The sequence below is a fragment of the Chryseobacterium sp. AG363 genome (assembly GCF_003610675.1).
Lineage (GTDB): Bacteria > Bacteroidota > Bacteroidia > Flavobacteriales > Weeksellaceae > Chryseobacterium > Chryseobacterium cucumeris.
Window position 1 is genome coordinate 2,574,084 of sequence record NZ_RAQF01000002.1, and the last position, 15,671, is coordinate 2,589,754.

At 36.2% G+C, this 15,671-nt stretch carries 13 protein-coding genes; 8 read left to right on the forward strand and 5 right to left on the reverse strand.

The genetic code is table 11. The features are described 5' to 3' along the window. The first annotated feature begins 16 nt into the window (after positions 1 to 16). Both DEU39_RS11640 and DEU39_RS11645 read left to right on the forward strand, forming a co-directional pair. The gene (locus tag DEU39_RS11640; protein WP_120232032.1) at positions 17 to 844 is read left to right on the forward strand and encodes an SIR2 family NAD-dependent protein deacylase; all 828 of its coding nucleotides are present in this window, start codon (positions 17 to 19) and stop codon (positions 842 to 844) included. A gap of 93 nt (positions 845 to 937) precedes the next feature. Continuing rightward, positions 938 to 1,330 (forward strand): DUF3060 domain-containing protein, encoded by a 393-nt coding sequence (locus tag DEU39_RS11645; RefSeq protein ID WP_120232033.1) that lies wholly within the window; start codon positions 938 to 940, stop codon positions 1,328 to 1,330. A gap of 131 nt (positions 1,331 to 1,461) precedes the next feature. On the opposite strand, the gene DEU39_RS11650 is transcribed toward DEU39_RS11645, so the two are convergent. Both DEU39_RS11650 and DEU39_RS11655 read right to left on the reverse strand, forming a co-directional pair. Beyond that, positions 1,462 to 1,710, reverse strand: coding sequence for a NifU family protein (locus DEU39_RS11650; protein ID WP_002977212.1), 249 nt, complete (start codon positions 1,708 to 1,710; stop codon positions 1,462 to 1,464). 47 nt (positions 1,711 to 1,757) lie between these two features. Then, entirely contained in the window at positions 1,758 to 2,864 is a 1,107-nt protein-coding gene (locus tag DEU39_RS11655) for an Mrp/NBP35 family ATP-binding protein (RefSeq protein ID WP_062674106.1), read from the reverse strand. A gap of 150 nt (positions 2,865 to 3,014) precedes the next feature. On the opposite strand from DEU39_RS11655, the gene DEU39_RS11660 reads away from it, so the two are divergent. Beyond that, positions 3,015 to 3,470 (forward strand): hypothetical protein, encoded by a 456-nt coding sequence (locus DEU39_RS11660; RefSeq protein WP_062674104.1) that lies wholly within the window; start codon positions 3,015 to 3,017, stop codon positions 3,468 to 3,470. Positions 3,471 to 3,607: 137 nt separating this feature from the next. On the opposite strand, the gene DEU39_RS11665 is transcribed toward DEU39_RS11660, so the two are convergent. After that, a complete protein-coding gene (locus tag DEU39_RS11665; RefSeq protein ID WP_120232034.1) occupies positions 3,608 to 5,950 on the reverse strand; it encodes an outer membrane beta-barrel family protein in 2,343 nt (780 codons plus the stop codon). Between the two features lie 93 nt (positions 5,951 to 6,043). On the opposite strand from DEU39_RS11665, the gene DEU39_RS11670 reads away from it, so the two are divergent. Further along, on the forward strand, positions 6,044 to 8,845 hold the full coding sequence (locus DEU39_RS11670) for a GH92 family glycosyl hydrolase (RefSeq protein ID WP_120232035.1): 2,802 nt from the start codon (positions 6,044 to 6,046) through the stop codon (positions 8,843 to 8,845). A gap of 19 nt (positions 8,846 to 8,864) precedes the next feature. Then, entirely contained in the window at positions 8,865 to 9,635 is a 771-nt protein-coding gene (locus tag DEU39_RS11675; RefSeq protein WP_120232036.1) for a hypothetical protein, read from the forward strand. A gap of 46 nt (positions 9,636 to 9,681) precedes the next feature. Here the strand turns inward: DEU39_RS11675 and DEU39_RS11680 are convergent, their stop codons facing one another. Both DEU39_RS11680 and DEU39_RS11685 read right to left on the reverse strand, forming a co-directional pair. Next, positions 9,682 to 10,404 (reverse strand): phytanoyl-CoA dioxygenase family protein, encoded by a 723-nt coding sequence (locus DEU39_RS11680; RefSeq protein WP_120232037.1) that lies wholly within the window; start codon positions 10,402 to 10,404, stop codon positions 9,682 to 9,684. A gap of 6 nt (positions 10,405 to 10,410) precedes the next feature. Then, positions 10,411 to 11,661, reverse strand: coding sequence for a dicarboxylate/amino acid:cation symporter (locus DEU39_RS11685; protein WP_047434424.1), 1,251 nt, complete (start codon positions 11,659 to 11,661; stop codon positions 10,411 to 10,413). Between the two features lie 220 nt (positions 11,662 to 11,881). Here DEU39_RS11685 and DEU39_RS11690 point away from each other — a divergent pair, with 220 nt between their 5' ends. The 3 genes from DEU39_RS11690 to DEU39_RS11700 all read left to right on the forward strand — a co-directional run bounded on the left by DEU39_RS11690 (position 11,882) and on the right by DEU39_RS11700 (position 15,661). Next, complete coding sequence (locus DEU39_RS11690; RefSeq protein WP_062674094.1) at positions 11,882 to 12,370, forward strand: BON domain-containing protein; 489 nt, start codon at positions 11,882 to 11,884, stop codon at positions 12,368 to 12,370. A 6-nt stretch (positions 12,371 to 12,376) separates the two neighbouring features. After that, entirely contained in the window at positions 12,377 to 12,796 is a 420-nt protein-coding gene (locus DEU39_RS11695) for an SH3 domain-containing protein (RefSeq protein ID WP_062674092.1), read from the forward strand. A 96-nt stretch (positions 12,797 to 12,892) separates the two neighbouring features. Continuing rightward, the gene (locus DEU39_RS11700; RefSeq protein ID WP_183037408.1) at positions 12,893 to 15,661 is read left to right on the forward strand and encodes a TonB-dependent receptor; all 2,769 of its coding nucleotides are present in this window, start codon (positions 12,893 to 12,895) and stop codon (positions 15,659 to 15,661) included. Positions 15,662 to 15,671 lie beyond the last annotated feature (10 nt).

The following is a 15,671-nucleotide window of genomic DNA, read 5'->3' on the forward strand; positions in this document are numbered from 1 at the left end:
AACTTTTAATAACACAATGGAAAATCAATTAGAGAATATTATTCAACAAGTCTGGCATAAAGAAAAACGAAATCTCTTTACATTTCTTACCGGTGCAGGAATTTCATCAGACAGTGGTATTCCTACTTATCGTGGAATAGATGGAATTTGGGTAAAAGGAACTCAGTTTCACAAGCCTGAAGAATTTGGAACGTTACGTTATTTCAGACAGCATCCGGAAGAAGTTCTGCAGTATTCTCTTTTCAGAAAAAAAATGTTTGAAAATGCTTCTCCCAACGAAAGTCATTTTGCATTGGCAGATATTGAAACTCAACTTCAGGACAGATTTCATCTGCTTACCCAAAATATTGACAACCTTCACCGCCGTTCCGGAAGCCAAAGAATCTATGAAATCCATGGGAATAACAGGGAGATTAAATGCTCAAACGGATGTAAAGAAATTATGGATCTGCCTGTGGACATACAAAGCAAAGATCTGGATGAAGATCTTACCGCAAAAGATAAAGAACTTTTAACCTGTACTCATTGCGGGCATTGGATGCGCCCGAATATTTTATGGTTTGATGAATATTATGATGAAAAAACGAACAAAAAATTCAGTGCACTTAAAATTGCCAAAAACAGTGGTGTTCTTTTTATTGTTGGTACTTCCGGAGCAACGAGCCTTCCTATTGCCATTGCCGAAACCGCACTCAGGTATGGAGCTTTTATCGTAGACATTAATATGGAAGACAATAACTTCACTGAGCTGATCAAAAATAAAAAGAATGCATTAATCATCCGGGAAAAATCTACTGAAGTATTAAAGATAGTTAAAGAAATTATTACAAAAACCGTCTCCTGAAGCAACCTGATTATTTATGATGATTTAACTTTTAAAATTCTTGAAAAAAGCATTTTATATCTATATTTATCCTCAACAAAAACCCAATTCACAATGAAAAATATTAAAACTGCAGGAATTTTTTGTTTCCTGCTGCTGGGAACAGTTACTGCATTTTCACAATCAAGAAAAGTAGAATCTACAAAAGGAGTAGAAAAAACAGAAAGCGATAAGGTGGTACATATAGAAGGTGTGGGCCACAAGCTCAATTACGCTCTCAATGGATGCGTTGTTGAGGTAGAAGGTGGCGACAACACATTAACAGTCAAAGGAAGTGCTAAAAAAATTACGGTTTCAGGAACAGGTAATAAAGTATACATCGATAAAGTGGATAAAATTTCCATGGAAGGTGGCGGTAATATGGTCTACTACCGGACTTCCGGAACAAAATCAGGAAAGCCGGATGTTTCTATAGAAGGGGTAGGAAACAAAGTTGTAAAACAATAAAAACATTTTTTTTGAGTCTGAAAAATTTCATCATAAACCTGACGGGTTTGGTAGGCTTAGTGGACTCAATATGCAAATAAAAAGACAGGCCTTAAAAAAGCCTGTCTTTTTAAAAATATCTCAGATATATTTTACTCTACGTTGATTACCTTTTCGATTTCCGGAGCATGTTGTTTGATTGTATTTTCAACACCCAGTTTTAAGGTTGAAAAATTCAATGAACACCCGGAACAGTTACCTAAAAGTTTCACAAACACCTGATTATCTTTCACATCAATAAGCTCAATATCACCTCCGTCTTTATTCAAAAATGGTCTGATGCTTTCCAGAGCTTCCATTACTCTTGTTACGGTATCTTCGTGCGTTATGTTTGTTTCCATATTTTTTCAGTTCAATTCGGTTTTTTCAAATTTTATTGAAATTATTATTATTTTGCTTTTGGCGAGCATCCTGCCATCGTAGAAATCTTCACAGCTTCAGTAGGAGGAAGATTTTTATTTCTTTCCACTAAACTTTCTACCATTTTTCTGGCAGTTTCTGTGTAGATATCTGCAATTTTAGATCCTTCCTGAAGCGCAGCTGGTCTTCCAACGTCTCCTGCTTCTCTGATGCTTTGGATCAATGGAATCTCTCCTAACACCGGAATTCCAAGATCTTCCGCTAAATATTGTGCTCCCTGGTTTCCAAAGATATAATATTTATTGTCAGGAAGTTCTTCCGGTGTAAAATATGCCATATTTTCGATCAATCCAAGAACCGGAATGTTAATACTTTCCATCTGGAACATCGCAATTCCTTTTCTTACATCTGCTAATGCAACATGCTGAGGTGTACTTACGATGACCGCTCCTGTTACAGGCACTTCCTGGATAATTGACAAGTGAATATCCCCTGTTCCCGGAGGAAGGTCAATTAATAAGAAATCCAGCTCTCCCCATGCAGCATCTCTGATCATCTGGTTCAAAGCTTTTGAAGCCATAGGACCTCTCCACACTACAGCCTGATTAGCGCCGGAGAAATATCCTATTGAAAGCATTTTAACTCCATAATTTTCGATAGGCTTCATCAGATTTTTACCATTCACTTCTACAGAAATTGGTTTCTGTCCCTCTGTATCGAACATGGTAGGAACTGAAGGACCGTAGATATCTGCATCCAATAATCCTACTTTAAAGCCCATTTTAGCTAACGTTACTGCCATATTTGCAGAAACGGTAGACTTCCCTACTCCTCCTTTACCGGAAGCAATAGCGATAATATTTTGAATTCCCGGAATTTGTTTTCCTTTGATCTGACTTTGCTGAATTTCACTAGGCTCCGGAGAAACGATTTTAAGTTTTAAATGAATGTCTTCTCCAAACTCACTGGCAAAAGCCTGTTTCATGGCAGCCTCCAGTTTTTTCTTTTCGTGCATTGCAGGTGAATGAGCAGTCATGTCAATATAAACATCGTTACCCATAATCTGAAGATTATTCACCAAATCGTCTACTTCTATTTCTTTAAGGAATTCCTGAACCTTTTCTTTCGTCAACATATAAATATAAATTGTTTACAAATTTACGGATTTTTTCGGTAATTTAGAATCAATAAAATCTATAATATCAGGTGATAAATCAGATCGTTAAAAATTTCTTATTTGTGATTTTTATCCTGACATTACACCCAACCTCAGAAAGCAATTGATATGAGAACCAATACCTATCCTTCCAAATACGCACAGCCAAAAGGAATATTTACCATTGGAAAGACGAAATTCAAATGGTATGACCTCGCAAGTGATCCTTCGGAAGTTTCCCGGCAGGACATTGATAATGCACAATTGTGTATTGAAAATGCTGAAGAAAATTTTAAAAACATCGATGATCTGGGATTCGTCATCATGCATCGCTGTGGAGAAAATTATCTCCTGTTAGTCTGCACATGGCGCAGTGAAAATGAATTGTGGGAAAGCGTATATTATGATGGTTCCGGAAAATTTGAAGTATGGGAAAGAAACAAAACCCATCTTCCAACTTACTGTGTCTGGGAAATGGGCATTGTATATTATGAATCTCAGTCCTGGAAAAAATATCTGGGTTCCGGACGGGAAGAAAAAGACAAAGAGGACTATCTCAATGATTTCTTTGAGGGAGAAGTGTAGAAATTTTCTGTTTTGTCATTGACTATATCGAATCTTAGATTTCTGACGAATGAAGAACCTCATAAAATAAAAGATTCTTCATTCCACTCCGTTTCATTCAGAATGGCATGCATCAAAAACAATTTAAAGTCAGAGTATTAATTGGCTCTGTTCTTTTCATCAAACCTTACATTACGATCCATTCCTTTTACTTTTTTATTTCCAAAAGTATAGGTTGCTGATAAAGTAAGTCTTCTGGCGTCGTAGTAATTATTGTAAGAATGTGTTCCTGTTGTATAATAAATTTCTCCCAGACTTTTGCCTTGCTTTAATATATCTGAAACAAATATATTCAGCTGAAGGCTCTTTTCCATAAGATTCAGTTTCACCCCTGAAGTAAGATTTCCAGCAAACTTCATATAGGAATTTCCGGAATTGGAAGGCAGACGGAACCAGTAATTCATAATCAGCTGTATTGTTTTACTTTGATTGAGTGATATATTATTCTGAAAATCGAAATCATAACTATTCCCTTTTCTGGCAAGAGCATCGGTTGCAAAAACATCCGTATTCATATAAGAATAATTGGCCGAGTAATTCGCTTCCCATTTTTTGAAAAAAGTATCTGAATAGTTAAGGGAAACTCCCATGCTGTTCTGGTTGTAATAATTTTCAAAAGTACTCACCCTGTTTTCTCCTTTCAGGGTGGCAAGCTGACTAAATGCTTCCACGGTTCTCTGAAAATAAGCTGATGCCGATAATTTTCCTTTGTATACGTAGGAAAGTTCAAAATTATGATTGATAGAGGGCTTCAGGAAAGGATTTCCGGTAAAATAAGAATTGATATTGATGTACCAGCGGTAGGGATTGATCGCTCGGAATCCCGGTCTATTGATTCTTTTGGAATAATTCAGGTTGAAAGTATGGTTTTCATTACTTTTATAGCTGATATAGGCCGTTGGAAAAAATTTCCCATACGAATTTTCAGTCTGCTGTCCGGAAGTTAAAGAATTTCCGTTGACCACCGAATATTCGTAACGTAAACCTGCTTTTGCCGACCATTTTTCGTTGAATGACTTTTCAAAACTTATATAAGCTGCATAATTTTTCTCGTTATATTCAAATTCATTGCTTTTCAAAGGATCTGTAATATATTGTCCGTTCGTTAAGTTCTGATAAAATATACTGGAGTTATTATCAAAATTGGTAAATTTAACTCCAGCTTCTGTCTTTGCAAACTGATAAGGCAATGTAAGATCCGCCTGCCCGGAATAAATTTTATAATCCACCATAGAAGGCGATTTTACCACAAATCTGTCTGCCGAACTCTCTGTTGTAGTAAAATCAATAATTGTTTCCGGAGTATTGGAAAAATAATTCCCTGTGATACTCAGTTTATTATCCTGTTTCCCGAATTTCAGATCATAATACGCGCTGGCCGTATGTTGTCTTCCTGTAGCTCTGTGCTGTGCATCAGTCAGTAGTGTATTGGTATAAATCCCATTCTGGAAATAGTTTGAAGTATTTCTGATATCCATATTGGAATGTCCGAATCCGAAATCATAAATAAATCCGACATTGGACTTTTTACTTAACTGATAATCCAAACTTAAATTGGCCCCCAGTCCATCCCCGAAATCTCTTCTGTTATCGTTACTTTTAAGACCATCTTCACCTTCTATCCAATAGTTTTCATAGGAATGTTTTTCATTTTTATTCTGTCTTAGCTTTAAGGAAGAACGCAGTTTTTCGTTCTGATAATTTACGGTTACACTGTTTGAATTCCCGGTATAAGTCTGCTGTTGAAGACTGGAGGTCAAACTTCCACTCCATCCCAGATTTTGATTTTTCTTTAAAACAATATTGATCAATCCGCTGTTTCCCTGTGCTTCATATTTGGCAGGAGGTGCTGTGATGACTTCAATTTTTTCTATATTTTCAGATCTGAGACTTTTGAGATAGGTAACCAGTTCAGCATCTGACAAATTCAGAATTCTGTCGTTAATCATTACTGCCACCCCACTTTTCCCAACGATGGAAACTCCGGTGTTATCATCTACTTTAACCAGAGGAGTTGTCGCAAGAGCATCCACAGCATCCATCCCCTGTGAGGCAACAGAATTGGATACATTGAAAACCAATCTGTCTGCTTTTCTCTCAATCAGTTTTTTTCTGGCAGTAAGCGTAACCCCTTCGATTTGTTTTTCATTCTTTTTTTCAATAAAAAAGTCCTGTTTTACTTCTCCGTTGATGACAATATCTCTGTTGGAAATTTCTATACCATCCTGTAGAAGCTTAATGGTATAGTTTCCATTTTCTGAAAGTTTCAAAGAGTAATTTCCTTTTTCGTCTGAAATGGAGGTGTGTTTTTTCTGATCTTTTACGGCAATCACCTCAATGTAGGGAACAGCATTTCCAGCCTGAGAGATCTTTCCTTTTATACTTTGAGCTAAAGCAATAGCAGGCAACAGCATGATTACAGCTAGTACTATCTTCTTCATGAATTATATTGTTTTTAATAAGACAAATCGTAAATGCCTTTTATTACATCTCTTTTACTGTTTTTCAATATCTTCGTTCTTTAAAATCAAAACATGAAAAAAGGGCTTATTGCATTTTCCATATGTATTACTCAAATTATTTCCGCACAAAATTATTCCCAATATGTCAATCCCATGATAGGAACCGGAGGCCATGGCCACACTTTTCCAGGGGCAATTGTTCCTTTTGGAATGGTACAGCTTTCTCCCGATACCAGAATTGACGGAAGCTGGGACGGATGCAGCGGATACCATTATTCGGATTCTGTCATCTATGGTTTTTCTCATACGCATTTAAATGGTACAGGAGTTTCTGATTATGGAGACATTATGCTGATGCCTACTATGGGAAATCCAAGCCTGAACAGCAAAGACTATTCTTCAAAATTTTCGCATAAAAATGAAAAAGCAACAGCAGGATTCTATGCTGTAAAATTAGATAAAAATAATATTGATGTTCGCCTTACAACGACAAAAAGAGTCGGGTATCATGAATACACTTTCAACAATGCCGGAAATGCCAATATCATTTTAGACCTCAACCACAGAGATAAGCTTCTGGAAGGTGAAGTAAAGATTATTGATGATACAACCATTGAAGTTTTCAGAAGAAGTGAAGCATGGGCTACCAATCAGTACATCTATGCCAGAATTGAGTTTTCAAAACCTATGAAAATTTCAAAAAAAGACACCAATGGAAAAGAAGAAGACAATCTTTTTACGGGGACAAAACTTGCTCTGGCATTTTCAGCTAATGTTAAAAAAGGAGAAAAGATCAATGTAAAAGTCTCTGTTTCGCCTACAGGCTATGAAGGAGCAGTAAAAAATATGCTGGCAGAAGGAACATCTAATGATTTTGAAGCAGTAAAAAAACAGGCAGAAACGAATTGGGATAAAGAACTTTCCAAAATTGAGGTGAAATCTGATGATAAAAACAAATTAGCTGTTTTTTATACTGCACTCTACCATGTTTTCACACAACCGAACATCAATATGGATGTTGACGGAAAATACCGAGGCAGAGATAACAAGCTTTATACCGCCAATGGTTTTGATTATTACACTGTATTTTCACTTTGGGACACCTTCAGAGGCGCTCATCCGCTGATGACTTTAATTGACAGAAAAAGAACTGCTGATTTTATCAATACCTTCATTAAACAATACGAACAGGGAGGAAAACTTCCGGTATGGGAACTGGCTTCCAACGAAACAGAATGTATGATTGGCTATCACTCTGTTTCCGTCATTGCAGATGCTATGGCTAAGGGAATTCAGGGGTTTGATTATGAAAAGGCATTTCAGGCTGCAAAAGGTTCTGCCATGCAGGATATTTTTGGTTTGAATGCTTACAAACAGAATCATTATATCAGCATAGATGATGAGCATGAAAGTGTTTCCAAAACTGTAGAATATGCCTATGACGATTGGTGTATTGCTCAAATGGCGAAAATTTTAGGCAAGAAAGAAGACTATCAGTATTTCATGAAACGTTCTCAGAACTGGAAAAACCTTTACAATCCAAAAACAGGTTTTATGCAGCCAAGAAAAAACGGGAACTGGTATGAGCCTTTTGATCCGAGAGAAGTTAACAACAATTATACGGAAGGAAACTCGTGGCATTATTCATATTCTGTACAGCAGGATATTCCGGGGCTTATTGCAGCGCATGGCGGAAAAGAAAAATTTGAACAGTTCATTGATGCTATTTTTACAGCACCTGATAAAACAACGGGAAGAGAACAAGTGGATATCACAGGATTGATAGGACAATACGCCCAGGGAAATGAACCAAGCCATCACATTGCTTATTTATATAATTTCGTTGATAAACCAGAAAAAACAGATGCAAAAATCAAATACATCCTTGATAATTTTTATAAAAATACACCTGACGGCCTTATCGGAAATGAAGACTGTGGCCAGATGAGTGCATGGTATGTTTTAAGCTCAATGGGAATTTATTCTGTCACTCCGGGATTACCGGAATGGGAAACCACAACGCCTTATTTTGACGAAATTAAAATTCATCTTGAAGACGGTACTACCAGAACAATTACCAAAACTACCGGCAGAGCTGAACTTAAAAAACTGGGATTCGAAAATGTGAAATCGGCTAAAGATTTTAAATATGCTGAACAAACCGCTTCACCAGTAATTGCTGCAGACAGAATTTTTGATTTTTCTACCAAGGTAGAAATCACTCCACTTAATGCCAATGACAAAGTGTACTACATGACGATAGATGAAAGTGACAGCAATAAAAGAAAGACGTTCTCTACTTATAAAGGACCATTCTCCATCACCAAAACCACTCAGGTAATGGCTTATGCTGAAAGAAACGGAGAAAAAAGTTCTGTAACCACATCTCACTTCAACAGAAGACCTAATTACTGGGATATTAATATTTTATCAAAAGTGACTCCACAGTACAGTGCTACCGGAAGCTTGGCTCTTATTGATGGAATCAGAGGAGATGTTAACTGGAGAAAAGGGGAATGGCACGGATATCAGGGACAAAATTTTGAGGCAGTCATTGATTTTAAGTCCCCTAAGAACATAAAATCATTATCTTCCACTTACCTTCAGGACAGCAAAGCATGGATTATGATGCCTAAAAAAGTAGAATATTATGCCTCCATGAACGGAAAAGATTTTGTCCTTCTTAAGACGGTTGACAATACTATTGATCCTAAGGATGAAAAAGTACAGATCAAAGACTTTTCAACAGAAATTCTTCCTACCGAAGCCCGATATATTAAAGTAAAAGCTTACTACTTCGGAAAACTTCCGGAATGGCATCAGGGAGCAGGCGGTGATGCTTATATCTTTATTGATGAAATTGCTGTGAAGTAAAAAACAAAAAACAACACCTATGAAAAAATTATCATTACTACTCTTTTTACTTTTAAGTATTATAAAAGTTTCAGCTTGTAAATGTGTATATGAAACCTTAGCACACAATTATCAAAATTCTGAATTTGTAGGTATTATCAAAATTTTGAAAGTATATGACGAAAATACTGAGCAAAGATCCTATAAAGCAGATATTGAAATTGAAAAAGTATATAAGGGAGCTAAAACATTCAAAACAATGAATGTGAGAGGACTCATTGGAAATTCCTATTCCGGAGCTTGTGAAATTGATGTCCTGCCCAATGAAAGATATCTTATCTTTTTAAACCAATACAATAACACCTATTCCATTTCATCCTGTACTCCAAAATCAAAACTGGAAAATAAACCAACAAAAGTTGAAAATTCGTGGCTTAGAAATCTGGAAAAAGCCTTTACTTATTTAAATAATAATACATTCAGGTTTATAGGCTTACAGTTTACCCGTTGCTATGATGAAACCCGAACCGAATATAGATCTGATTTATCAAAGATCAGTGGATTCAAGCCTAAGCAGTCTTTTGCTATCTATAAAGTAAAAATAGATGATACATCAAAAATTCAGGAAATTACTCCTGTTACAACTTTTGGAAGTAAGGATAGTATGATTGAAAATATACTGAAAACAAAGATGAAAGTCTCCACACCAACATCTTTCTGGGATCCCAACCCTAAAGAAGGCCTGCTATTTCTCTCCTATCATAAAGAAAATATAGACAAGCCGTATGGTGAAATCATCTCCTGTGATTAATACTAAAATAAACCCTTCTTCAGAATTTTGAAGAAGGGTTTATTTTTCAATTCATTCTTTCCGACCATTGCAGGACTTCCGGAAGTTCCATATCAGAAAATTCGATGTGGATGACTCTTCTTTTCTTTCCGTTGGTGGTTCGGTTGGAACCATGAAGCGTTAAAGGTTTCATCAGCATAATTCCCCCTTTTTCTACGTTGCAGATTTCTTCGGTTTCAACTGTCCAGTCGATGGTTTCCGGTCTGTAAATGCCTTTTGCATGAGACTTTGGAACCACTTTCAGCGCTCCGTTGTTTTCATCGGTATCATCCAGATGGATTCTGATGGTGTAGATATTTTCCAAAACATTAAGTGGAGGCTGCACCGCAAACTGATTTTGTTTGGTGGTCCACGGTCCGAAATTTTCCAATTCCAGCTTTTTATCCACAGAAATAGTAAGATCCTGATGATAGGCCACGTACCAGTTGGAAGTTTCAGGCTTATCAAAATAGATGCTTTTAACTACAAAATATTTTTCTCCAAAAATTTCCTTTATCACTTTCCTGATGTTTTCATTAAACACAAGATCTTTGATTTCCGGAACTTCCTTTAAAAACTGTCTGATGGCAAAAAGGTCTTCAGACTTTCTAAAATTTTCTTTTGAAGTGTCTATATTTTGCAGCACAACATTGATGTCTTCCAGTTCTTTCTGCGAAAACACATCATTGATAACAGCAAAGCCATATTTTTCAATATGGCTTTTATGATTTTCTAAGTTGTTTAAACTCATTGATATTTAAATTTTGTCTAATGGTTCAGTTAACTGCCCTTCCCATTTTGAAACTGCTGTGGTTGCCAGCGTATTTCCAAGTACGTTGGTCATACTTCTACCCATATCACAGAAATGGTCAATTGGTAAAATCAAAGCAATACCTTCCGGCGGGATACCAAACATTGAACATGTTGCCACAATAATTACCAGAGAAGCTCTTGGAACTCCTGCAATCCCTTTTGACGTAAGCATTAGTACCAAAAGCATAGTGATCTGCTGTCCAAGGGTCATTTCGATTCCGTAGATCTGAGCAATAAAGATTGAAGCAAATGTCATGTACATCATACTTCCATCCAGGTTGAATGAATATCCTAATGGTAAAATAAAAGAAACTACTCTGCTGTTACACCCGAATTTCTCCAGTTCTTCCACCAATTTCGGGAATACTGCTTCTGAACTTGTTGTAGAGAAAGCAATTAGCAAAGGCTCTTTAATTCTTTTTAAAAGGTCAAAAAGACGGTTTCCTAGGATGAAATATCCTACCAGTAAAAGGACCAGCCAAAGAACTCCTATAGCAAAGAAGAAGTCTCTTAAATAAATAGCATATACTTTAAAAATTTCAAAACCATTGGTGGCCACTACCGCTGCAATAGCTCCCAATACTCCAAGCGGAGCAAACCACATGATATACCCTACCATTTTAAGAATGGCGTGAGCAATAATATCAAATAGTTTCACAACTGGTTTAGCATATTCTTCTCCCAGATTAGCCAAAGCAACTCCAAACATTACCGCAAATACAACAATCTGCAGTACTTCGTTGGTAGCGAAGGCTTCAAATAAACTTTTAGGAATCATGTGTTTTACGAAATCTTCCATGGAAAAACTTTTGCTGCTTTTAAGAAGTTCGTCAGCAGAAGCGACATCCTGAATTGGTAATTTGGTAACATGTCCCGGCTCCAGCCAGTTAACAAGGATCAACCCGATAAAAAGGGAAATCAGAGAAGCTGAAATAAACCAAAGCATGGCTTTTGTACCTACTCTTCCAATCATTTTGATATCACTCATTTTGGCAATCCCTACTACTAATGTCGTAAAAACCAATGGAGCAATAATCATCTGTACCAATCTGATAAAAACCGTTCCCAACAGTTTTATGTTTTTAGAAAAGGGTTCTGCACTATCCGGATAGCTCACGTGTACAATACCTCCGATTCCTACTCCCAGAAGAAGGGCAATGATAATTGCTATAAAAAGTTTATTCTGTCCTTTCATATATATAGTTCAATTTGCGCAAATATAATGGTTTTTCAATTGGCAGACGATTTTCTTCTATAGAGTTGAATTTTACATTAAGTTTTTAATCCCCAAAAATTAAAACCCTGGTTTAGAAAATATTGTAAAAAAATTAAGAAACATTTATTGACTTTTTATTCTTTTGGTACAAATTTTATTATTACATTTGAGTGTATAACAACATTAATAAATATACAATATGAAAAAAACTATTGCAATGGCTGCATTAGCTGTAGCTGTATCTTTCGGTGCTATTTCTTGTAAAAAGAAAGTTTCTGATGCCGACCTTCAGACTCAGGCTACAACTATAGTAACTTCTAATCCCAATGCTTCTGTTGAAGTAAAAGAAGGTGTAGCTCACTTAAGCGGTACTTTCGCAGATCAACAGTCTAAAGACGCAATGATTGCTAAATTAAAAGCCATCAGCGGAGTAAAAGACGTAATGGATATGTCTACCGTAGCAGCTCCTGCACCTGCAGCACCAGTTGAAACGGCATCTGCTGTAGATCCTGCTGTTCAGAAAAAAGTTCAGGATGCAGTGAAGGATTTCCCTTCTGTAAAAGTGGAAGTTGTTAACGGACAGCTTACTCTTACAGGAAATGTTTCTGCTTTACAGGCCAGAAAAATCAAGGAATCTGTAGATGCTTTGAAAATCGGAAAGTATAACAACAACCTAATCGTAAAATAATTTAAGATGAGCCAATTACAAGATAAATATTCAAGTGTAGTTTCAGCGGCACAGTCTGCAGGGATCTCCAATCTTCAGGTTCAGGAGCAGGACGGAATTCTTTATGTTTCCGGAAATGCTTCCAATACTGCAGCTAAAGATGCTGTATGGAATGCTCTGGGAGCTATTGATTCTACTTATTCTGCTTCAGATATCAATATTGATGTACAGGTTGCAGGTTTGGCTTCAGGTGCTTCTTTAACAGTGGCTACTGAAGAATCTAATCTTAACATCAGACAGGAACCTTCTACTGAAGCTGCCGTTGTAGGTAAAGCTGCAAAAGGTTCTTCTGTAACTCTTATTGAGCAAACTTCTGATGACTGGTGGAAAGTAAAAAATGCTGACGGCCAGGAAGGATATGCTTACTCAAGATATTTAAGAGCATAATTTTTATTAAAAAATAATAAATTTTCACAAAAAAAGCATAGAAACATCCCAACTTTGGGATGTTTTTATATTTTTACGGCTCTGAAAAAAAAACTAATGAAGAAAACTCTGTTGCTATTGACTTTGATGTTCACTGTCATTATTCTGCACGCCCAAAAGTTACACATTGACGGAAAAATATCCGATTCCGAAAAGAAAGCGATAGAAAATGCCACCGTCTATCTTTTGAAACAAAAAGATTCATCCATTATCAATTATACGGCAACCAATAGGGAAGGGAAATTCTCGCTGAAGATTGATGATATGAAAGAACCTTCCATTCTCAAAATTGATGCTGATAAATTATCTTCCTATTCAAAAAAATTCGAAAAAATAGATCAGTCGCTATCTCTGGGAGATATTCAGCTGGAGAAGCAAGGTATTGTAAATAAAATTGATGAAGTAAAAATCACCGTTTCACCCGTAAAAATTAAAAAAGACACTATTGAATTTAATGCAGCTGCTATCAAAGTACGCCCAGACAGTAAAATTGAAGAGCTTCTGAAGCAAATCCCCGGTGTAGAAATCAGCAATGAAGGAAAGATTACCGTGAATGGCAAAGAAGTAGACCAGATCATGATCAATGGAAAGCCTTTCTTTGATAAAGACGGTAAAATTGCTCTTCAGAATTTACCCGCAGATATTATTAAGAATATTCAGTTCACCACCACTAAAACCAAGGAGGAAGAACTCAGCGGAAAAGCAGCCAAATCTCAGAATACCACCATCAATTTTAATATTGATGAAAAGAAAAATAAAGGTTTACTGACAAGACTTACGGTTGGCTATGGATCAGATAAACGGTATGAAGCAAGTGGACTGGCGAGTTATTTTAAAGGGGATACCAAAATAAGCCTATTGGCTTCTTCCAATAATATCAACTCTCAGGGATTCTCCAGAGATGAGGTTTTTGACAGTATGGGAAATGGCCGGAATGCCTGGATGATGCAGGGAGGATCTGTCTCAACGGTAGGAAATATGACTTACTATAACCAGGGAGGCGGTACGAAAGGAATTCAAAGGTCTACAACAATTGGGTTAAACTACAGTGACAAGCTGGGAAAAGATGCCGATCTGGATTCCTTCAGCCTGATGCATTCCGATTCCAATACGGAAACAAGATCTAAAGTTTCAAGATCTACCCTTCTCCCTACTTACACGCTTCAAACCAATTCTGAAAGCAATGGTGAAAATGAGTCCAAACAATACAGCTTTGATACTTCGGCTAAAATCAAGCTGGATTCTATGACGAGTATCTATCTTTCTCCAAGATTTACGAAAAACAGCAGTTTCAATTTTAATAATTCACGTTCATCTACTTTAAATAATGGCAAACTTGTAAATGAAAGTAATGCTTATTCAAGTAATGATTCGGAAAGCAATTCATTCAATCCATACCTCTATTTTTCAAGAAAGTTCAGGAAAAAAGGACGTTCGGTTTCCGCTAATATGAACAGTTCCATTTCTGAATCTAAAAGAGATAACCTGAACCAATCTCAAAATACGTTCTATCAAACTAATGGAACCACAAAAGACAACAGGGATCAGTTAGCCAAAAATAAAAATCAGAACAGCAGTTTCAATTTTACTGCCGGATATACAGAACCTGTTTCCGATTCTTCAAGTGTAAGTTTTGAATTGAAATATGAAACCCGATCTTCCAGAGATTTGAGAAATGTAAATGATTTTGATAATACAACAGGAGATTATACTAAATACAATCAGCTTTTATCCAACAATATGAAGCAAAGAATCAATCAGATATCTCCTGAGTTGACTTACCAGATTAGCAAAAAGAAACTGAATTTCTGGGCTTCCATGAATCTTGATATTTCAGATATGAAAGTAAATTCAAACTATAACGGCCAGCAATATGACCTTCAGAAAAATTTTGTACTGCCCCAATATAATGTGAACCTTTACTATCAGCTGACTGAAGGAAAAACCTTAAGCTTTTACAACTATTCCAACTTCACCATTCCGACAGCAGAACAACTGACTCCTTATAAAGATGAATCCAATCCTTTGATTACCTATCAGGGAAACCCTGACTTAAAAAATACCTGGACTAACAATCTTTATTTATATTTCAATAATTATAATAAAGTGAAAGAGTTCAGCTACTATTTCAATATTGGTTTTACGTACAGAAATAATGATATCATCAATTTTTCCACCTATGATAATGCAGGAAAACAGGTGATCACTTATGACAACGTAAGCGGAAATAAAAGCATCAATGCCGGCGGAGGTTTCAGTAAAGTATTGAAATGGAAGAATAATAAACTTATTATCAATCCAAGATTCACCATGAATTATGCTTACAATAACGGTTTTATTGATGGACAATCTTTCACCAGCAATTCTTATAATCTAAACCCAGGTCTTAATCTTACTTATGAAATTAAAGATAAAATGACGATCAAGCCCTCTTACAGACTTGGATATAGTTTCTCCAATTATACCAATTATAATGTAACCAATGTAAATACAGCGAATCAGTCATTAAAACTTGAACTGACCAATTATATGCTGAAAGGCAATTTCGTATTTGGAAACGATTTTGAATACAATACCAATTCCAATATTGCTCCGGGCTTTAAAAAAGATTTCTACTTCTGGAATACCAGCCTTGGATATTCATTCTATAAAAAACAGTTTACAGCAAAAGTAAAGGTGTATGACGTTTTAAATCAAAATCAAAGCGTGAGAAGAACCATTACCGATTCTTATTTTGAAGACCGTGAAGATCTCATCCTGAAAAGATACATCATGTTCTCCATCAGCATGAAACTGAATAAATTTGCAGGTAAAAAGACGCAGTAAAGCAACATCA